This is a genomic window from Synechococcus sp. A15-62, assembly GCF_014280075.1.
Taxonomy (GTDB): Bacteria; Cyanobacteriota; Cyanobacteriia; order PCC-6307; family Cyanobiaceae; genus Parasynechococcus.
Map to the genome: position 1 here is coordinate 418,799 of NZ_CP047950.1, position 17,982 is coordinate 436,780.

At 50.3% G+C, this 17,982-nt stretch carries 23 protein-coding genes; 9 read left to right on the forward strand and 14 right to left on the reverse strand.

The window, feature by feature from the left end; all coding sequences use genetic code 11:
- Positions 1–196 precede the first annotated feature (196 nt).
- The gene (locus tag SynA1562_RS02155) at positions 197–736 is read left to right on the forward strand and encodes a septal ring lytic transglycosylase RlpA family protein (protein ID WP_186494570.1); all 540 of its coding nucleotides are present in this window, start codon (positions 197–199) and stop codon (positions 734–736) included.
- On the forward strand, positions 733–2,250 hold the full coding sequence (locus SynA1562_RS02160) for a bifunctional pantoate--beta-alanine ligase/(d)CMP kinase (RefSeq protein WP_186495259.1): 1,518 nt from the start codon (positions 733–735) through the stop codon (positions 2,248–2,250). The genes SynA1562_RS02155 and SynA1562_RS02160 overlap by 4 nt, the downstream gene beginning before the upstream one ends.
- Here SynA1562_RS02160 and SynA1562_RS02165 read toward each other — a convergent pair.
- The 10 genes from SynA1562_RS02165 to SynA1562_RS02210 form a co-directional block, all read right to left on the reverse strand.
- Positions 2,234–2,713, reverse strand: coding sequence for a low molecular weight protein-tyrosine-phosphatase (locus SynA1562_RS02165; RefSeq protein WP_186494571.1), 480 nt, complete (start codon positions 2,711–2,713; stop codon positions 2,234–2,236). The genes SynA1562_RS02160 and SynA1562_RS02165 overlap by 17 nt on opposite strands.
- The gene (locus SynA1562_RS02170) at positions 2,710–3,342 is read right to left on the reverse strand and encodes a HEAT repeat domain-containing protein (protein ID WP_186494572.1); all 633 of its coding nucleotides are present in this window, start codon (positions 3,340–3,342) and stop codon (positions 2,710–2,712) included. The genes SynA1562_RS02165 and SynA1562_RS02170 overlap by 4 nt, the downstream gene beginning before the upstream one ends.
- Positions 3,342–4,115 (reverse strand): HEAT repeat domain-containing protein, encoded by a 774-nt coding sequence (locus SynA1562_RS02175; RefSeq protein ID WP_186494573.1) that lies wholly within the window; start codon positions 4,113–4,115, stop codon positions 3,342–3,344. Before SynA1562_RS02175 ends, SynA1562_RS02170 begins: the two co-directional genes overlap by 1 nt.
- Entirely contained in the window at positions 4,115–4,708 is a 594-nt protein-coding gene (locus SynA1562_RS02180) for a chromophore lyase CpcT/CpeT (protein WP_186494574.1), read from the reverse strand. The genes SynA1562_RS02175 and SynA1562_RS02180 overlap by 1 nt, the downstream gene beginning before the upstream one ends.
- 74 nt (positions 4,709–4,782) lie before the next feature.
- On the reverse strand, positions 4,783–5,271 hold the full coding sequence (gene cpcA, locus SynA1562_RS02185) for a phycocyanin subunit alpha (RefSeq protein WP_115080337.1): 489 nt from the start codon (positions 5,269–5,271) through the stop codon (positions 4,783–4,785).
- Positions 5,272–5,308: 37 nt separating this feature from the next.
- Positions 5,309–5,827 (reverse strand): phycocyanin subunit beta, encoded by a 519-nt coding sequence (locus SynA1562_RS02190; protein ID WP_186494575.1) that lies wholly within the window; start codon positions 5,825–5,827, stop codon positions 5,309–5,311.
- A 136-nt stretch (positions 5,828–5,963) separates the two neighbouring features.
- On the reverse strand, positions 5,964–6,779 hold the full coding sequence (locus tag SynA1562_RS02195) for a phycoerythrobilin:ferredoxin oxidoreductase (RefSeq protein ID WP_186494576.1): 816 nt from the start codon (positions 6,777–6,779) through the stop codon (positions 5,964–5,966).
- Positions 6,776–7,483, reverse strand: a complete 708-nt coding sequence (locus SynA1562_RS02200) for a 15,16-dihydrobiliverdin:ferredoxin oxidoreductase (protein ID WP_186494577.1) — start codon at positions 7,481–7,483, stop codon at positions 6,776–6,778. Before SynA1562_RS02200 ends, SynA1562_RS02195 begins: the two co-directional genes overlap by 4 nt.
- Before the next feature lie 5 nt (positions 7,484–7,488).
- Positions 7,489–8,100: a phycobiliprotein lyase gene (locus SynA1562_RS02205; RefSeq protein WP_186494578.1), complete on the reverse strand. Its 612-nt coding sequence runs from the start codon at positions 8,098–8,100 to the stop codon at positions 7,489–7,491.
- 59 nt (positions 8,101–8,159) lie between these two features.
- Positions 8,160–8,393, reverse strand: coding sequence for a hypothetical protein (locus SynA1562_RS02210; RefSeq protein ID WP_186494579.1), 234 nt, complete (start codon positions 8,391–8,393; stop codon positions 8,160–8,162).
- A gap of 307 nt (positions 8,394–8,700) precedes the next feature.
- Between SynA1562_RS02210 and cpeB the strand changes: the two genes are divergently transcribed.
- The 6 genes from cpeB to SynA1562_RS02240 all read left to right on the forward strand — a co-directional run bounded on the left by cpeB (position 8,701) and on the right by SynA1562_RS02240 (position 12,912).
- Positions 8,701–9,255: a class 1 C-phycoerythrin subunit beta gene (gene cpeB, locus SynA1562_RS02215; RefSeq protein ID WP_006850931.1), complete on the forward strand. Its 555-nt coding sequence runs from the start codon at positions 8,701–8,703 to the stop codon at positions 9,253–9,255.
- A 61-nt stretch (positions 9,256–9,316) separates the two neighbouring features.
- Complete coding sequence (gene cpeA, locus SynA1562_RS02220; RefSeq protein WP_006851808.1) at positions 9,317–9,811, forward strand: class 1 C-phycoerythrin subunit alpha; 495 nt, start codon at positions 9,317–9,319, stop codon at positions 9,809–9,811.
- Between the two features lie 134 nt (positions 9,812–9,945).
- A complete protein-coding gene (locus SynA1562_RS02225; protein ID WP_186494580.1) occupies positions 9,946–10,380 on the forward strand; it encodes a DUF2656 family protein in 435 nt (144 codons plus the stop codon).
- Positions 10,381–10,439: 59 nt separating this feature from the next.
- Positions 10,440–10,790, forward strand: coding sequence for a hypothetical protein (locus SynA1562_RS02230; RefSeq protein ID WP_186494581.1), 351 nt, complete (start codon positions 10,440–10,442; stop codon positions 10,788–10,790).
- Positions 10,791–10,878: 88 nt separating this feature from the next.
- Positions 10,879–12,204 carry a HEAT repeat domain-containing protein gene (locus tag SynA1562_RS02235; protein ID WP_186494582.1) on the forward strand — a complete coding sequence of 442 codons (1,326 nt, stop codon included), beginning with the start codon at positions 10,879–10,881 and terminating at the stop codon, positions 12,202–12,204.
- A 54-nt stretch (positions 12,205–12,258) separates the two neighbouring features.
- A complete protein-coding gene (locus tag SynA1562_RS02240; RefSeq protein WP_255445693.1) occupies positions 12,259–12,912 on the forward strand; it encodes a HEAT repeat domain-containing protein in 654 nt (217 codons plus the stop codon).
- Between the two features lie 8 nt (positions 12,913–12,920).
- Here SynA1562_RS02240 and SynA1562_RS02245 read toward each other — a convergent pair whose 3' ends face one another.
- Positions 12,921–13,265 carry a Nif11-like leader peptide family natural product precursor gene (locus SynA1562_RS02245; protein ID WP_186494583.1) on the reverse strand — a complete coding sequence of 115 codons (345 nt, stop codon included), beginning with the start codon at positions 13,263–13,265 and terminating at the stop codon, positions 12,921–12,923.
- A 395-nt stretch (positions 13,266–13,660) separates the two neighbouring features.
- Here SynA1562_RS02245 and SynA1562_RS02250 point away from each other — a divergent pair, with 395 nt between their 5' ends.
- On the forward strand, positions 13,661–14,812 hold the full coding sequence (locus SynA1562_RS02250; protein WP_186494584.1) for a HEAT repeat domain-containing protein: 1,152 nt from the start codon (positions 13,661–13,663) through the stop codon (positions 14,810–14,812).
- A gap of 25 nt (positions 14,813–14,837) precedes the next feature.
- Here SynA1562_RS02250 and SynA1562_RS02255 read toward each other — a convergent pair whose 3' ends face one another.
- From SynA1562_RS02255 to SynA1562_RS02265, 3 genes are all read right to left on the reverse strand, one after another.
- Positions 14,838–15,803: a helix-turn-helix transcriptional regulator gene (locus tag SynA1562_RS02255; RefSeq protein WP_186494585.1), complete on the reverse strand. Its 966-nt coding sequence runs from the start codon at positions 15,801–15,803 to the stop codon at positions 14,838–14,840.
- A gap of 3 nt (positions 15,804–15,806) precedes the next feature.
- Entirely contained in the window at positions 15,807–16,667 is an 861-nt protein-coding gene (locus tag SynA1562_RS02260) for a helix-turn-helix domain-containing protein (RefSeq protein ID WP_255445694.1), read from the reverse strand.
- A gap of 369 nt (positions 16,668–17,036) precedes the next feature.
- Positions 17,037–17,954 carry a HEAT repeat domain-containing protein gene (locus tag SynA1562_RS02265; protein ID WP_186494586.1) on the reverse strand — a complete coding sequence of 306 codons (918 nt, stop codon included), beginning with the start codon at positions 17,952–17,954 and terminating at the stop codon, positions 17,037–17,039.
- Between the last annotated feature and the right edge of the window lie 28 nt (positions 17,955–17,982).

Below are 17,982 nucleotides of genomic sequence, written 5' to 3' on the forward strand. Positions count from 1 at the left end.
CTCTGTCGTTGATCTGTCAGTCAGCACGCGGATTGGCAGTGGAGGCAGGGCTGATTGGTTGTGCCGATCGTTGTGATGGCGCCCAGTTTCTTTCCAGGAGCACTTTTTTTAGGTTCGTAGCAATCTTTTTCGGTGAGGCACGCCAACGGCAGAGAACTGTGCGTTCAGTTCCAAGGCCTTGGCTAAGCCGCTCTGCATGCGAGTCCTTCTGACGCTGGCCACGCTCTCCGGAGCGATTTCAGGCAGTGCAGCCCTCCTGCCAGTCGTGGCCAGTGATTTCCTCTCGCTCAACGGTGCAGAGCCGCTTGACCCTCTGGATCTGGTGGTCGAGCCCCAAGCCCCTGAGCTGCAAGCAACCCTTTCTTCTGCGGAGGTCAAACCGGTTCTTGCACCTCCTTCCTCTGAGCTCCCCAAGCCGAAGCTGAAGGTTGTACCGGAGGTGGTGAAGGTCATCACTGGTGAAGCCAGTTGGTATGGCCCCGGTTTTTATGGCAACCGCACCGCCAATGGTGAGGTTTACAGACGCGGCACGATGACGGCAGCCCACCGCACGCTTCCTTTTGGAACAAAAGTGCGCGTCACCAACCTCTGGAACGGGCGCACGGCCGTGATCCGCATCAATGATCGCGGACCTTTCATCGATCACCGGGTGATCGACCTTGGCCACGGTGCCGCCTCTGATCTGGGGTTGACCGCCTCTGGAATCGCTCAAGTCAAGCTTGAGGTGTTGCGCTGAGCTGCGCCGTTCTCTCCACCCAGGCCGAGCTGGAACGCTTCCGGGCCAACCTCAGTGGGCCGCTGCAATTCGTGCCCACCATGGGGGGGCTGCACCAAGGCCACGGTGAATTGATTCGCCGGGCCTCGGAACAGGGGCCTGTGCTGGTGAGTGTGTTCGTCAACCCACTCCAATTCGGGCCAGCTGAAGACTTTGATCGCTACCCGCGAACGCTTGAAGCGGATCGGGGTTTAGCCGAATGTTGTGGTGCTCACGCCCTTTGGGCTCCGAGTGTTGATGCCATCTATCCAAGTGGGCTCCCGTCAGCGGTGTCGCGTTCAGCACCGGCAGACCTGCAGACCCATCTTTGTGGAGCTTCCCGTCCTGGTCACTTTGATGGTGTGGTCACGGTCGTGGCCCGGCTGCTGCAGCTGGTGGAGCCGTCTTGCCTTTGGCTGGGTGAGAAGGATTGGCAGCAGCTGGTGATCCTGCGCCGGCTCGTGGTCGATCTTGATCTGGGCGTGGTGGTGAAGGGCGTTCCCACCGTTCGTGAATCAGATGGTCTGGCCTTGAGTTCCCGCAACCAATACCTTTTCTCCGCTGATCGGGCTCGAGCCGCTGCTCTGCCGGCGGCACTACGTCATGCCGATCCCAGTGATCCGGAGAGTTCAGTGCGTCAGAGCCTCGCTAAAGCAGGGCTCGAAGTGGAGTATGTAGAGAGGGTCGATCCCCGCACCCTTCAGCCCTGTGGCTCTGAAACGGCCATCTCACTGTTGGCCGCGTCGGTGCGTTGCGGGACGACCCGTTTGATTGATCACGTCTTCCTGATGACCCGCCAGCCACTTGTTGCCATCGATGGCCCTGCCGGTGCGGGCAAAAGCACCGTGACTCGGGCCTTTGCTGAGCGGATGGGGCTGGTTTACCTCGACACCGGTGCGATGTATCGGTCGGTGACCTGGTTGGTGCAACAGAACGGTGTGGAACCCAAGGATGCGGCGTCGATTGCACCGCTGTTGAACGACCTCGACCTTCAGCTGCGGTCGCTGCCCGGTGGCGGCCAGCAGGTCTTGGTGTATGGGCAGGACGTAAGTGACGCGATTCGCTCGCCGGAGGTCACCGCGTCGGTTTCGGCAGTGGCCGCTCACCGTTGCGTCAGGCAAGCACTGACCGCTCAACAGAAAGCGATGGGTGCCAAGGGTGGCTTGGTGGCAGAAGGCCGCGACATCGGCACCGCTGTTTTCCCGGATGCGGATCTGAAGGTGTTCCTCACGGCCACGGTGGGCGAACGGGCCCGGCGCCGGGCTCTGGATCTGGAGCAGCGGGGCTTCCCGGTGCCTGAGCGATCTGAGCTTGAGGCACAGATCGCCGAACGGGATCACCTCGACAGCACCCGTGAGGAGGCTCCTCTGGTGCAGGCGGACGATGCCGTTGAGCTCGTGACCGATGGCATGAGCATCGAGGCTGTGATCGATGCCCTGGTGGGGCAGTTCCGGTCTCGGGTGGCTGAAGAAGCCTGGCCTACGCCGGCAGGCTGAGCTCGTCGAGCAGGTTGGCGCAGGCATCCTCGAGCAGGTCGAGCACATGCTCGAAGCCCGCCTCGCCCCCGTAATAGGGATCCGGTACTTCCGTTTCAGAGAACCGGCCGGCGTAGCTGAGCATGGGCTTGATGCTGGCCGTTGCTCTGGGCCCGGCTTCGCGAGCCAGTCCCTGGACTGCCGCGAGATTGTCGTCGTCCATGGCCAGCACCAGATCGAAACTCGAGAAATCGTCGAGGCTGATCTGTCTTGCGCGGCTGGGGAGGTTGATGCCGCGACGGTTGGCTGCAGCCTGCATGCGTCGGTCTGCCGGGTTGCCCACATGCCATCCGCCCGTCCCGGCGGAATCCACCACGAACTGATCACTGAGGCCACGCTCTTCAAGCAGATGCAGGAAGACGCCTTCGGCTGCTGGTGAGCGGCAGATGTTGCCGAGGCAGACGAACAACAGTTTCTGGGTCATCCGGCGTTGAGGCGTTGGAGGGCTTTCAGGGCCCGCAGCTGCACCACCCTGACACCCTCCGCATCGGATGCGAGCTGGTTCAGTGCGCCCCGGCCCTGTTCGGCCAGGTGCGCTGAAACAGCTGTGCTGTTCAAGCGTTGCTCGAGTCCGTAGGCCGCTGCGTAACGCACCACCCACTCGTCGTCTCGCACGGCTTTGAGCAGTCCCTTGAAACAGCGCTCAAGCTGATCGTGCGCTGCGCCTTCACTGAGTTCCAAGTCCGCCAGGCCACGGGTTGCGGAGCGCCGCACGCTTGGTGCAATGTCGGCCTGAAGGGCATGCTCCAGGAGGTCAAGACCCCGTGGATCCCGCAGGGCGGCAATCACCTTCACCACCCAGGCCCGTGCGCCGTAATTGCGGGCATCCAGGCTCACCAGAAGGATGGGAACGATGTCCCGTCCCAGTTGAATCAGCCCCTGTGTTGCCACGGCTGCCACCGCTGGATTGTTGAACCCCAGCACCTTCACGAGCGGTTTGGTGGCCTCAAGGTCGTTCAGTGCACAAAGGGCTTGCGTTGCTTTAACCAGCTCAGGAGTGCTGGTGGCTAGCTCGAGCGTCTGAAGCGCCTGGTCCAATGCTGTGCTGGTCATCAGAGCAGTCCGTCCATTGCGTCGAGGACGTCATTGGGGTCGACGTTGCGTTCCGCTACCTCTCGGAGTGCAACCAGCTTGAGGCTGGGTTCCACCGCAGCCGAGCGGATCGAGGGCACGGCGGCGAGCCAGCCGGTGGCGCCGAGGTCGAGCAGCGCGCCACGGCGCACCAGGGGTTCTGGATGGTTCAGCAGCTTTTTCAGTTCCATCCCCCACTGATCAAGACCGGTCAGCTGCAGCAAGGCTCGGCAGGCCGCTGAACGGATCAATGGCCGCGGGTGCTCCGTGAACGGATGAATCACAGCGAGATTGCTGCTGCTGCTATCACCAATGTCACCGAGGGCTTCCAGCAACGCTTCACAGGGTTCGTTGAGCAAGGGGGATGAGGGTTGCTCAGCTCCTGCTTCCTCCAATCCACTGGCCAGCAAGGCGCGGATGCCCACAACAGCCCCACAGCTGCCCATGGCACCAAGCGTGCGGACCACCTCCTCCCGCACGGTGTAATCGTTGGAGTGCAGCAGCGCCAGAAGAGGTTGTTCTGCTCTCATGTCCCTGAGCAGACCGAGGGCACGGATCGCGTTGAGAGCGACACCGCGCTGCTCTGGATCAATCGGCGTGGCATCCAGTGCTTCAAGAGCTCTGAGCAGAAGAGGGATGGCATCAGGATGCTGGCTGCGCATTTTTCCGAGCCACCAGGCGGCGTAGTACCGCGCCGAAGGGTCCTCCGTCTGGCGGAGGTTTTGGATCACCTGCGTTTCATTCAGCGGTTCCATCACACCCAGGCCGATGCCATGTCGGCTGTCCAGCTTTCAGTTCGTTTGAACCGGAACGGCCCTGCCACCGAGCCCCAGCAACGCTCATTTGTGTCCGGGTCATGACCGCGATCGAGGGTCGCAAGGGAGTCGCCCTGCAAATGAAAGCTGCTCACCAGCACGGTGTCTTTGCCATTCCGTTGCACGATGCATTTGCAGCCTGGTTCCATGGCGCCGTGGTAGCCGTCTGGTTGTTCGAGCACTTGGTAGTGGCACTGATCCAGGCTGATCAGGTCGCTGTCCTGAATGGCAAGGCGCAGTTGAGGATCAAACGTGGCTCCGGCGAAGCGTTTCGGATCGCGGAAGATGTGATTCCAGAGCTTGATGGCGCCGGAGGTCTGCTCTTCAGCGCGGATCATGCGCAACCGATAGGGATGCTTGGGATCAACGGCATAGGTCTGTTCGAGCAGGATCGACCCTGGATGGAGCTGTATAAGTGGGCGATACCTCAGAAAGATGTGGGCATAGAGGGGTGGGTTGTCGAAGGCTTGCTGCTGGTTGCTGTATTCGCCGCAGAGCAGGTTGAGAAAACGCCGAATGTTGGGGGTGATCACAGCGCTCTGATGGGGCCGAAAAAGAACAATAAAAAAAGCCCCCCGAGGGGGGCTTGGAACGCAACGTCAGCTGATCAGATCAGGGCGTTGATGGCGTAATCGATGTAGCTGTTGGCTTCGGTGGCAGCGTCGCCGCTGAGACCGTGGTTGGCCTTGATGTGCTTCAGAGCTTCCACGTACCAGGAGGGGGAGAGCTCGAAAGTGCGGTTGATCTCGTCCAGACCGGCGATCAGGTAGTCGTCCATGGGGCCGGTACCACCAGCGACCAGGCAATAGGTGATCATGCGCAGGTAGTAGCCCACGTCACGGGAGCACTTGGCTTTGCCTTCGGGGGTGGCTGAATAGTTCGGCCCAGCCATCTGGGTGGTGTAGGGGAACTTGGTGTACACGGCCTGGGCAGCGCCGTTCACCAGGGAATCAGCCTTGCTGGTAAGAGCCTTAGCAGCTTCGAGGCTGGCCTTGGCGCGATTGAAACGACCGGAGGCAGCTTGAACTTCGGTGTTGCTCAGGAAACGTCCCTGAGAATCAGCTGCTGCAACAGCTTCGGTGAGAGGGGTTTTCATTGGTTAGGAGAAGTAAGACGTCGAATCAACGCGTCGATCAGGCGACGGAAGCTGCGGCTTTGTCGAAGTAGGTGCCGATTTCGCTGCTCAGGGAGGCGCAGTCACCAGCTGAGATGCCAGCTTTGTCGTTGACGAGTGCCAGAGCGGCTTCCTTCATCATGTTGACTCCAGCTGCAACCGAAGCACCGGGAGTGCCGAGGGCCAGGTAGGTCTCGCGAAGGCCGTTCAGGCAGCGGTCTTCCATCACGGAAGAATCACCGGTGAAAGCGGAGTAGGTGACGTAACGCAGGATGATCTCCATGTCGCGAAGGCAAGCAGCCATACGACGGGAGGTGTAGGCGTTACCACCGGGGGAAATCAAAGAAGGCTGTTGGGCAAACAGCTGACGAGCGGCCGAAGCAACGATGCTGGAGGCGTTGCTGGAGATGCGGTTAACGGCATCCAGACGCTTGTTGCTGTCGGAAACCATGGCAGCGAGGGCGTCGATCTCGCTGGTGCTGATGAATTGTCCCCGGGCATCGGCCTGGGCGACAACCTTGGTGAAGGCGTCGAACATGGTTGTTGTTCCTGTGAACTACGTCTGGAGCGGGAATCTCAGACTTGAAAGGGATGTTTGAAGGCTATTGCCTCCATCCCGTCGCCCGCGATTCTGGCCAACAGCTCGGGAGCGTCCCGAAAGCTGTTCATAATGCTTAACTCCCTTGCGGCGACAAGGAAGTGGCGGTGGCTTCTTCGAGGTCAAACAGCACGCCGTGGATGTACGACTCCGTCCATTCACTGCCATAAAAGCGCGTCAACATGCCGCGGGCTGGATCTTTCTCGGCGCGGTAGGCCGTGTAGCGCTTCTGGCCCGAGAGCAGGCGTGCAGCACGCTCATGGTCAACGGGCTGCGCCTCCTTAACCAGCTCCAGGTAGAGCTGAAGGTAGTCCGCAAAAGCCGGACGGATCACGCGGTCAATCAGCGCATCTCCTTCCTTCCCAAGAGGGATCCTGGTCCAGAGAAAGGCAGGTGAGAAATAGGGCTGTGCTTCGTCAGGAATGGGTCCCCCATCGGGCAGTTCGGCGCGCCAGCGCTCGAAAAGCGGCATCAGCCGCTGCCAAACCGGGTCCGTGTGCTCGGGATCTGTCTTGTCGACAGGCTGTAAATCCAGAGCGAGCAGGTGCCCGTTGGGCAGCGTCACCAGATCGGCTCCGAAGAAAGGAAGATCAAAACGACTGCTGGGGTTGATCACGAAGTTGAGCACCGATGCAGCCGCACCAGCCTCAACGCAGGCACAGCGCACTTGGCGCAGCTTTTCTGTTGAACAGGCCCAGGTTGCAGTGCTGACCGGCACTGGTTTCGCCTTGGATCCTGTGCTGCCCTCTTTTTGTAGAAAACGTTCCGCAATTGGATAAGGATTCGGCTGCAGAGAGCTCAGTGCCGCAACGGCGGTGTCGAGAAAAGGCTGCCAGCGCCATCCGGGGATCTGGACAGGATCAAGACTCGTCGTGCGGAGAGGGAGGGTCATTTGGGCTGGCTGGCGGGGAAGAGAAATTCGTGCAGGAAACGATCAGACCATTCACTTCCGAAATGGCTGGTAAATAGGCCGTGTGCAGGATCTCTCTCTGCACTGTAAATATCATAATTTTTCTGAAGTTGTTCCACTTCGATTGGATTAATGGAAGAAGGGGTTTTAACTGCCTCGTCATGTAAATTCCAGTAGGTTTTTAGAAAAGCGCTGAAAGCTGGGGGTAGCGATGATGTCGCCTGTTCTGCTCCGCCCCGGCAGAACAGCAGCCATGAGGAAAAGTATTGATTTGGATCAAAGGAACGCATGGTCTCTTCACCATTGAGATCCGGAAATTGAGCGTTGAGTGACTTCAGTCCATCGAAGTAGCGCTCCAAATAGTCCTTGTCTTGAACAAGTGGTTGGAAATCAAGAACAGCAACCAACTTCTGCTTGGCACCGAACCAGAGCAGATCAACTCCCATTAATGGATGGTCGTAGGTGTAGTCGGGATAGGCAACGGAATTAAGGACCTGCAAGCTTTCACCAGCATCCAACCGGGTAACGCGCCACCTCCGAAATCCAGGCACGTCCCAAAGCCAGCTCTTGATGGTGCTAGAGCGTTTGGATGATTGATTGTGCTCAAGTCCAATAGGAACCTCAACGGGTACTGCACCCCGGGCTTTGATTCCTGAAAGCAATTCCTCAAGAAATGGATCAAACATGGTGATCAGTTGTTAACTGTTGAAGACGCCATTGCCAGTTGTTGTGCCTGCTGGGTGATATCTGAAATTTCGGCATCAGTAGGGCACCGAAACTCGGTGCAGTATGTGGTCATTGCAACACCATCTAAGCACTGAACAGAACTCACTCTCATTCTGATCTGATCGGTCACAAACCAACAGCGTTCAATGCCAATATTGGTGTCGTATCGCGTCGTGATCGTCACGACGCCGTCGTCTGCGAAGCTGTAAGTGCTTAAAACAGATTGCTTTTCAACATATCCAACATCACGAAGTAGAAATCCCTTTCGGGGATCTTCATGGTCAGGAACGTCGATGACCACTGCAGCGTAATCATCATTGCGGACGCCTTTCTTGATATTACTTTCCCACCAAAATCGTGCTCCACCTGAGCTGTCTTCGGTTTTAATGTTCAAAGAATTGCAGATTTTGGTGACGACTGGGTCATCTGCATTGAATGGTTCAATGACCAGATTGGAATCCGCAGCTTCGTCATCCTGATAGTCGTGGTGATGAACAGCGCGCCTGTTTAACCAAGTCCCACGGCTGGCTTCAAAGAAATCCGCCATTGTCATTGGCGGGGAAAGTGTCTGCACCATTGGTTTGTGCTTTCAAGAAAATTAATTAATACAGGCGAACCGGTAAAATTTTTTGCAATTCAAGACTTGCTCTGTTGCGTATTCCTCTGCGCAACCAGCTGTGACATCACCTCGTCGAGTCTTTGGAGCTCTGGGTGTGCTGCAACAGTGGCGTCAATCTTTTTCTGTGATAGTCGCAGTTTTTTACCCAAGCCAACTACATCTTGAAAAAGTCTTTCCCTGTAGGCAGCTAATTCATCGATGGACTCTTGCAACTCTTCAAGGGTAGGTAAATCGGACGCTGCGTTGTCCATGAAGTTCTGATTGAGCCTGAAGATCCTAAGCCTGTCCGATGCCTGACCAAGGCTTTTGTGAACCTTTGCTCGGGGTTGCGTCAATAAAGGAAAGATTGCTCTCGGATCGGCCTAATTCCCAGGACGTCAATCGGGGCGATTGGCCCAAGGTGACAAACTTTTGCGTAAGGGGGTTGTTTGACGAACCCTGCTCAGAACTGAGTTTAGCCTGAGTCAGCGCTTCCACCACCCTTGGGTTTCCGGGCTTTAAGGCCTGTTCACCCGGCGGTTTCCGAAGCACTGCATCCCCAAAACTGTCTGGCCCCCAATGCTCGACGCATTCTCCCGCACAGTCGTCAGCGCTGACGCCAAAACTGCACCTGTTGGTGGTAGCGATCTCGCTAGCCTCCGCTCCTATGTGCAAGATGGCAACAAGCGTTTGGACGCTGTGAATGCCATTACTTCCAACGCCTACTGCATCGTCTCTGATGCAGTCACCGGCATGATCTGCGAAAACACAGGTCTGATCCAGGCTGGCGGCAACTGCTATCCCACCCGTCGGATGGCTGCTTGCCTTCGCGATGGTGAGATTGTGCTTCGCTACATCAGCTATGCACTGCTGGCTGGTGACGCTTCCGTGCTGGATGACCGTTGCCTGAATGGCCTCAAGGAAACCTATATCGCTCTAGGTGTTCCTACTCAGTCTGCCGCCCGTGCGGTCGCGATCATGAAATCCGCTGCTACGGCTCTGATTGGTCAGACCAACTCTCCTGCCAGCGGTGGTGCTAAGTACCGCAAGATGGAAACCACTCAGGGCGACTGCTCTGCACTGGTGGCTGAAGCAGGTTCTTACTTCGATCGTGTGATTGGCGCAATCAGCTGATCTCCTGACGATCAAGTCTTCTCTCCTTACCTTCTCAGCACCTTTTACCTAAGGATCTCAAATGAAATCCGTCGTCACCACTGTTGTGACCGCAGCTGATGCAGCCGGTCGCTTCCCTTCCCAGAACGATCTTGAGGCTGTTCAGGGCAACATCCAGCGTGCAGCTGCACGTCTGGAAGCTGCCGAAAAGCTGGCCGCCGGTCTGGACAATGTCACCCGCGAAGCAGGTGATGCTTGCTTCAATAAGTACGCCTATCTGCGGCAACCCGGTGAAGCCGGTGATAGCCAAGTGAAGGTCGACAAGTGCTACCGCGACCTCGGTCACTACCTGCGCTTGATCAACTACTGCCTCATCGTGGGTGGTACTGGTCCTCTCGATGAGTGGGGTATTGCAGGAGCACGTGAGGTGTATCGCACCTTGGGTCTGCCCACCAACGCCTACATCGAAGCTCTGACTTACACTCGCGATCGTGCTTGCGCCCCTCGCGATATGAGCCCTCAGGCTCTTAACGAGTTCAAGAGCTATCTCGATTACGCGATCAACGCTCTGTCTTGATCAACTCGAGATTTTAGGGAAAGGGGGGAGCAGTTGCTCCCCCCTTTTTTTGTGTCAGCCAGATGGAAGACCACTGATCATCCATCACAGACAAGCTGAAATTCCATTAGATTTATCACAGGTGTATTTTTTTGATGACGACGTTTGTTCTATCTCATAACTTACAGGTTCAATCAGATCTCGTACCTGCATTGAATTTTGAACTACTTGCTCAAAAACTTAAATCTCTTTCGAAAAATATTTCTTCAACGGTAGTTTTAAATCACCCTCATTGGAAACTCTCTATATCATCTGATTTGTCTCCCCAAGATATGGCTGTTGATTTGGTGCAAACTTGGTCTGAACACCGTCGTCAACTCGGACACGACATGAACCACGTTGTCCTGGCACTTGGTGGAAGGAAAGATTCCCAAGCTTCTCCTGGAGCTCCACTCCAGGAGGGATATTGGGGTGTTGATATGGTTGAAACGCCTGATGAAAGCACTTTTCTTCAAGCGATCAACTGGGAAGCTCTTAAGGCTGGACGACCCGAAGATGCGATTTTTGAAGTTTCTTCGAGAGCCTCATAGATCTTGATCAGGCTTGTTTCCGACGATTCCTACGACGGCTAGAGGTACTTTTACGTTTGTTGGCCTCTGGCTTGTCTGAGTCTGCTTTTTCTTTCTTATTAGAACTGGTTTCTTTTTGGGGTGTTAATTTCTCTACTAGTTTCCGAACCTTGGATGTAGACGTTTGCTTTTTAGGTGCTGGTATTAAAGGCTGGTCCGCTGCGCTCCAGCCAACGGATGTTATCGGTGTATTGCAACTTCTAAAGGATTTCATCCATTGCGCCATGAACCGGGTGTCCACGCAAACTGTGTGGGAAGTTGAGGGCCTGCAGCCGTCCATCACACCAGTGGAAACATGGATCAATCGTCCGGGGAAAGGTCCCATATTTTTTGTAGTGGCTCAGAAGAATTTTGCCTCCGGTATCGTCTGATGGCAAGCTTGCTATTACTTTCTTATTCCAACAGGCCCCATTGAATTACGCACCTCAAGTAGAATCATCCGAATGTTGACCGTTACTGATGACTGGTCTTTTCGATAATATTCATGCTGGCTTGGATCAACAGGGAGCAATTGATATCTTGTCTAAAGAAGTTGGTATTCTGGAGAGTGAGAGTGATTATTATATGGCTATTTCTCATTTGATTAATTTTCCTGGCCCAAAAACAAGCCAAGCTTTATTGGCATTTCTGGATAAGTGTTCTGCGGATGTGCCTGTAGGTCTTGCACAACGAAAGGCTGTAGAAGTTCTTGCGCGATTAGGGATTGTAGAGGCTACGTCCAAAATTGCAAGTTTTTTAAGTAGCTCTGATGTGTATATGGTTGAGAATGCTGCTTGGGCTTTGTCTCATTTGAACTGTCAAGATCCTGAAGTGCACCAACATATGATCGATTTGTTAGATGATGCTAGCCAGAATCAAAGAGTCCTAATTCAAAGTCTCTCAAAGCTTTCTGTTAAAGCAGCAATTTCGACTATTTCAGTACACACAGCCCATGAAAAGACTTCGGTCCGTGGTGCTGCCATCGCTGCCATGATTCATCTATCTGGTGATCAATCCCATCTGGCTGATCTTTCAGATCATTTGTATGGCGCCAATCAAATGGATCGTCAGTCGGCTGTGCAGGATGTGATCGATGCGAATGCTGTTGAGCTTTTGTCTGATTTGATGCAAGCACCAATCTCGCCTGCGTTCCGGATGCGAGCTGTGAGATCTCTCTTGAATAACCCGTCCAATAAACTCTCAGACAATGATTCACTATCAGCGGTAGATCAAGTTTTGCTTGACGATCCTCGTTTGATCACTGTCCTTCATCATTACGGCGATCCTTTGCCTACAAAGCTACTGATTGACGGATTGTTCCACCCCGATTTTAGTCGTTGCTATCTTGCGATGCAGGCACTAATAAAACGTGATGCCCAAGAGATTTGGAGAGCTATTGAGAATTGCTGGCAAGATAAAGCCCACAATGACTATGGTGCACACTATTTTTTGATGCGATTGTTTGGCCTTGTTGAAGGTTGGACAGAAGAAGCATTGCTTGATATTCGCAAAATTCTCTCAGATGCTATTACAGATAAGCGTCCTCAATTTAGAAAATCACCTCCAGCTGCTTTGCTTTCTTACGCTCGGCTGTTTCCTGAGCAATGCATGTGCTTCCTGGATCATTGTTTGTCTGGTGATAATAAGCTTAGTTGGGATATGCGTTATGCAGGCCTCCTCTTGATCCAATCTGATCAGAGCGACCATCTCAAAAATCAATATCAATGTCAATTGCAAACGCTTGTCAATGCTGATGTTGATAATTTGGTGCAGCTCAAAGCGAAAAGCATTCTGGATTGTAGATAAGAACTAAGTTTGAACCCAAATGGCCTTAGTCAACAATGCTAGTATTAAGTACAGGTGATTATTTCTGAAGTGAACGGCGATTCGACGATCCCTTCTGTTGATGCATTGTTTGAAGACCTGATGCATCCCAACCCAAGGATTCAAGAAGAAGCTTGTTTGATTCTTTCTGAGAACTATCGGGAAGAAGCATTGCCAAGATTGTTAGATCTGTTTTGTCATCATGACCCTAAAGTTTATAGAGCAGCTGTTAAAGGCATTGGTTTCTTTGGAAGTGATGCATTCGATCCTTTGATCGACCTTTATGCAACAACAGCCAATCAAACTGCAAGGCGTTGTTGCCCCAAAGCATTCGTGCAAGTATTCAAGAATTTTCCCGATCAGCCGTTTCCTGATTCAGTCATGCAAATGTTGGAGCAAGGAATCGACGATTCAGATATGGTTGTCGTACAAGGTGCGTTGATGTGTCTTGGTCAGATCGGCAAGCAACAATTCAAGTCTGAAGAGGCAATCCAAATTTTGGCAAAGTCTCTCAGCAGCCAAAATGTTGCTTTAATCTTCAGTGCATCTCAGGCTCTTGCCGATATTCCCAATCCTTTGGCAGAAAACGCTTTACGTTCACTGCGGAAAAATAATGATGATCCCTTGATTCAGGAGGCTGCACAGTCTGCATTGGCACGACTTCAGAATCTACTCAACTCAAAGAGTTAGATGTTCCTTCATCGAGGTATAGTTTCTACTCCATCGTAATAACCTCCAGCGCGGAAGTCAAAACGTTCTACTTTGTCCTCTTTAGCACAAGTCGTCTGCGAATAATGTAGCAGCGTGCTGAATCCTTCCGGCACCATCTTGGGGCATAGTCTTCCAACATCATTGGCAAATGGGCAGAAGTACACCCCTGCCCATCGATTAAGAAAACGCCCTTTTATTTCATCAGAAAAGATAAATCCATGTTGATCAGCGAGCTTGAGGATCTCCTCGGGCTCAGCTTCTTTGAACAGGGATCTGAACGACAGGTCTTCTTCTAGAACCTGAAGAAAGCGTATGAATTCAGCACGTGACATGATGAACCAGCGGCATATCCGTATTTTATCAGCAACTATCCGCTTCTTATCAGCGTCTTTTTACTTTTTTATGTCTCAGTAGGCCACCAATAATTTTATATGGCAGCGTACTTTTCCTGTGCTGATCTTATATGGATAAAGAATTGAGCCGGTCACAATTTGATGATTGGACAAATCGTCATTAGCTCGAATTTAATCAACGACTACTTGTTAATTCTTTATTAATTGTAGTGGTTTATTGTTCTTAAAATAGATGTCCACTAATTATCAATCTCTTTGCCGTGCGGGTCACTTCTTATCAAATCAGATTTGCCGATCAATTTTTCTGTAAAAATTGAATATACGCATATTGCATGGTGCCAAGTTCACAGCGATTTGATAATTTGTTTTCATGGATGGGTGAACAGCAAGCAATTGAGTTGCTTTCGCAAAATGTTAGTACTCTTGATAATCCTGGCATCAAATATATAGCTGCAACACGGTTGGGAGCTTGTTCTTCAAGAGACTCTCTAGATGCATTAGTTGTAGCGGCCACTGGGGATAGAGACAATATCTTCGATTCCATTACGCGTCGTAAGTCTATTGAAGCGCTAGGGCGTCGTCGCGACCTTAGTACTCTGCCAACCATTTATGAAGCTATGCATAGTAGTGATGAGCAGACGATTGTGAATTCAGTAGATACGCTAATTCATTTTGGCATACCTCTTGATGCTCAGTTTAAATCATCTCTTTTGAAGATTATTCAAAATGGCTCCGATGTCCTCAAGCGTGTTGCCATTCAATGTTTCACGCGTTTGGAGATGCATGAGTTTAATGGCATCATTCGTGAGCAAGAGAGCAATCCAAATATATTGGTTAATGGCGCATCAATCGCTTATTCAATAAGGGTTGAAGATGACAAGCGTAAATTGCATATTCTTGAAAATCACCTCAACGATTTGAATGTCATACATAGACGTTCATCCGTCATTGATATTGGTGACGCTGGAGACCCTTCTCTTTTGTCAAGTATTTCGAAAGCAGCGGTGTCAATGCCTTTGAGAGCTAAAAGTGCGTTCAAGATGACTTCTAAAATTAAAACTAAATCACAAAGAACATTAATCAATCAAATGTTGAAGGATGATTCTCGTCATTTATATTTTACACAGAAATTTGATGCACCAAATGATTTAGAAAAAGTTTGTGATTTCCTTAAGCATAGAGATGAGGAGCGCCAGTACTTTGGTGCTAAGGCCTTATTCAGTTGGCCAGCTTCAACTGTAACTGACGCAATTAAGACTATTTGGGACAATCATGGCTCTGATTATGGTGTTCACTATCAAGTAAATTGTTTGGTGTCTCAACTCGGCTTAAAAGAATTGTCTTATATAATCAAGGAATCATTATTGGAGCCGGCTCCGCAGTATGCAAAATCAAAAATAGCTGCGACTTGGGGATGTTTAACTTTAGGTTTAATGGAATGTCGTAGTGATATTGAAAATCTACTTTTAAAATCCACTTGGGAGCCCCTACGATGGACATGCGCGGAAGTCTTACGTGAACTATAGAAAATTATTTCTAGATGCAATGCACCTATATTGGCAATCTATATCTTCTCGACTTTTCGATGGTCTGACTTGGAAGTTCTCCGAATGCAGTGTAATAGCGCCGTGCATATCTCCCCTGATGTTTAAACCCATATTTAATTGCAATATCTCGAATTGAATATAGATTTAGTTTCCGACGAGCGTCTTGGTTAAGCATAATTCTTCTGGATTCTTCAAGTCTGATTTGTGTCATCAATTCAATAATTCCCATTCCAAAGTACTCCTGACATATGCGATATAATGATGCTTGACTTGTATTTATATACTTGCATACTTCAAGCAATGACAGAGGGGATTCCATGCTCTTCTCACTATGTGCAAGATTAATGATTTCTCTTAATTGATCGATATGTTTTGGATCTTGACTATTTTGAGCAGTCATTGGCTCTTCTAGACATGCGATTACAAGATCGAAATATTTTTCTGGGTTCTTAATTCCAGAAGATACTTCTTTGGCGGCTAAACTCTTAAGTTGGTTTAGAGCTTTATTGTTGCAATAAATCCCATGATCACCCGTGAGTCGTTCAAGTCCATCATAGGCATTGCAATTTTCGAGTAGTTCCAATAGGAGCTGCTTTTCAAGCATGCAACCAGTACTAGAGCATTCGTTGTTATATTTTCCCCATGCATTTCCTGGTACTGCATTAATCGTGCCAAATCCAGCTAGGCTATTTTTTGTCATCTTAAATCCATCACAATAGCCAAAGGCTCCTTGAGTATTCGCTTTTGGTGTAATCCAATTAAAATCAATAGTTATACCATTGCCCCACCCCTCGTACAATAATGTTTTGTTGGCAGATATTTCTGCAAGTGTGACTTTATTAGTATTTGCTGTTTGCATAGTATAAAAACCATTGCCACCTTCCAGTTGCGTTATTTTTGTAAGCTGACCGAGTTTTGCAAGCTCTTCAGAGAGCTCCAGTGGATCACGATATTCAATAGATGTTTTCATGTATTACTCTCCCTTCCATGCACTAAATGAATATAATTTCTTATTAGATCGATCTATTGTTTGGCTGGGTGATTCTCCAAAATATGTGGAGTAGGAGGCTTCAAATTTTTTCCAGTTCTTAAAACCGTAGTAAAGTGCTGTTCTCTTTTTTGTAAACTCTTTGAGACCTGTTGAGGAATGTGGAGTTAAAAAAGCCTTGCGGGTCTGTTCAAGTCGTACTCTTCTTACTAGCTCAATTACATCCATATTAAAGATTTTTTGACAAATAGTATTGAGAGACTCTGTTTTTGAATTCAAGTATTCAGTAATTTCGTCAAGTGTTATTGGCGGCATGCCAGCCCTATCTTCGTGAATTAGTTTAACCAAGTCTTCTATAAGATCCGTTGACTCGCATCGATGTGCATCATAGGTTGATTCATTATTTTCATTGTCTAGGAATATGATTGCTAGATCGTAAAATGAATTTGGTTTCGTTGATGGTTGGCTATTAAAATGTCGGCTAAATAATTTTTTGAGCTGAGCACTTGCATGATCATGCGAGTCAATTCCAATGCATTCCTCAAGCCTCGCATAGGCATTAAATGCATTCAATTTGTTGATTCTTTCTTTTAATTTATTCCATTTCAGGCTCATGCAGCAAAGCTCTTCGTTTGCTCCCACAATGTCCCAGATATTTCCTCCTGTTTTGTTTATCCGATTGAAGCCAGCAATGCTATTTCTTGTCATTTGGTGGCCGCTTATGATTGTCTGTGCCTCCGCATCTTTTGCCGCTAATGTGTCTAGCCAGCAGAATGACACTGATTTTGTGTTGGCTTCTTCCTCGTAGAGCAGAGTTTGGTTCGATTTAAAAATTTCAAGATGCACGTCTTCAATTGGTGAGCAAGTGGTCTTCGTTTCGAGAAGGCCGGTGCTTAACTGAGTTACATTGCATCTGAAGCTGGATGTTGAGTGATATTCTTCAAAATGTGCCTTGCAAAACTCTTCCATCTCGAGCGTGTCGGAAAAAATATAATTGCGCGATCGTTTTTTTCGCAAACTTCTTCTGCGTATTTGCATATTCTATTGTTATTCCTTGATTGCGCGTAAGAAGCTTAACGTTTTTCTGAATGATTGCTTTTTGTCTTTTTGGTATCCACTTTCTATCAGATCGCCTGCCCTTTCTTGTCTTTGTGTTAATGCGGAGGCATGATCTCCTCGCCTGAGCATTCCTCTAAAGCTGTTTTTCTAAATGCTCTATTCGCTTTCCTGTTTCTCCTGCAAATCTCTACTTAGTATGTTAATAGCAACATTAAATACTGCTTGAACAGTCTCGTCCCTCTCTGTGGACTTTGCTGCTTCTATGCTTTCTATGGCATTAAATGCTTCGAGTTTCATTAGTGCCATTGCTGTATTTTTGCGTACCTGAGTGTCTTGATCGACCAGCTTTCTGCTTAGCATATTTTCAACATCTTCGGCATCGCATGATTTCCCGATGAGAGTCACCGCCTCTGCTCTTACGTCTGCTGAGATGTCCTCGAGTGCTTGGAACACCCTATTTCTTGCTCTTAAATCATCACCCTTTTGTATTTGGTCCCCCAAAGCTGAAATTGCTGCAACTCGAACTTCAGCCACGTCTGAATCTGCAGCCTTCAGCAATGCTTCAGGTGCTTTGGCCCCGATGAAACTTAGTGCAAGGTTGATCAAGCCAACCTGAAATGGTGTGCAGTCTGGATTTTTTAGGATTCCAAGCAACGAATCCATTGCGTCGGGGCCAATGGTGGCCATCGCTCCAGCAGATGATCCAAGTACAACTGGGTCATCATCTTTTAAAAAGGCCTCAAGCAGATAAGGCAACGCGTCCTTGTTGCCAATCAAATTAAGTGTTTTGGCTGATGCCCGTCTTACGATCACATTTTGATGTTGGCGAAGTGCTTTACAAAGAATGGGTAGAGCTTCGTCACCTACCGCCCCAAGACTTTTAGCAAAGGTGAGTCGTAAAGCGCCTCTCGCATCCCCAAGTCCGGCAACCATGCGCTTAAGTGACTCGGCATCAGATCTTGGTATTTCACCTTCGCTCAATTTTCCACTGAGCTCATCAGCGAGTTGGAGCGCTTCTTCTTCTGTGAGTTGGCTTTCGCTGATTGATGAAATATTGGTGAAATCCTGGAGCACCTTGCACGTTCCTGTTTGCTGTGTAGCA

What these genes read in the sequence shown, in the direction of transcription:
- SynA1562_RS02155 (WP_186494570.1), top strand. Translation starts at nt 197, where the DNA reads ATGCGAGTCCTTCTGACGCTGGCCACGCTCTCCGGAGCGATTTCAGGC.
- SynA1562_RS02250 (WP_186494584.1), top strand. Translation starts at nt 13,661, where the DNA reads ATGGGTGAACAGCAAGCAATTGAGTTGCTTTCGCAAAATGTTAGTACT.
- SynA1562_RS02195 (WP_186494576.1), bottom strand. Translation starts at nt 6,779, where the DNA reads ATGACCCTCCCTCTCCGCACGACGAGTCTTGATCCTGTCCAGATCCCC.
- SynA1562_RS02235 (WP_186494582.1), top strand. Translation starts at nt 10,879, where the DNA reads ATGACTGGTCTTTTCGATAATATTCATGCTGGCTTGGATCAACAGGGA.
- cpeB (WP_006850931.1), top strand. Translation starts at nt 8,701, where the DNA reads ATGCTCGACGCATTCTCCCGCACAGTCGTCAGCGCTGACGCCAAAACT.
- SynA1562_RS02190 (WP_186494575.1), bottom strand. Translation starts at nt 5,827, where the DNA reads ATGTTCGACGCCTTCACCAAGGTTGTCGCCCAGGCCGATGCCCGGGGA.
- SynA1562_RS02255 (WP_186494585.1), bottom strand. Translation starts at nt 15,803, where the DNA reads ATGAAAACATCTATTGAATATCGTGATCCACTGGAGCTCTCTGAAGAG.
- SynA1562_RS02165 (WP_186494571.1), bottom strand. Translation starts at nt 2,713, where the DNA reads ATGACCCAGAAACTGTTGTTCGTCTGCCTCGGCAACATCTGCCGCTCA.
- SynA1562_RS02170 (WP_186494572.1), bottom strand. Translation starts at nt 3,342, where the DNA reads ATGACCAGCACAGCATTGGACCAGGCGCTTCAGACGCTCGAGCTAGCC.
- SynA1562_RS02200 (WP_186494577.1), bottom strand. Translation starts at nt 7,483, where the DNA reads ATGTTTGATCCATTTCTTGAGGAATTGCTTTCAGGAATCAAAGCCCGG.
- cpcA (WP_115080337.1), bottom strand. Translation starts at nt 5,271, where the DNA reads ATGAAAACCCCTCTCACCGAAGCTGTTGCAGCAGCTGATTCTCAGGGA.
- SynA1562_RS02205 (WP_186494578.1), bottom strand. Translation starts at nt 8,100, where the DNA reads ATGGTGCAGACACTTTCCCCGCCAATGACAATGGCGGATTTCTTTGAA.
- SynA1562_RS02245 (WP_186494583.1), bottom strand. Translation starts at nt 13,265, where the DNA reads ATGTCACGTGCTGAATTCATACGCTTTCTTCAGGTTCTAGAAGAAGAC.
- SynA1562_RS02210 (WP_186494579.1), bottom strand. Translation starts at nt 8,393, where the DNA reads ATGGACAACGCAGCGTCCGATTTACCTACCCTTGAAGAGTTGCAAGAG.
- SynA1562_RS02175 (WP_186494573.1), bottom strand. Translation starts at nt 4,115, where the DNA reads ATGGAACCGCTGAATGAAACGCAGGTGATCCAAAACCTCCGCCAGACG.
- SynA1562_RS02225 (WP_186494580.1), top strand. Translation starts at nt 9,946, where the DNA reads ATGACGACGTTTGTTCTATCTCATAACTTACAGGTTCAATCAGATCTC.
- cpeA (WP_006851808.1), top strand. Translation starts at nt 9,317, where the DNA reads ATGAAATCCGTCGTCACCACTGTTGTGACCGCAGCTGATGCAGCCGGT.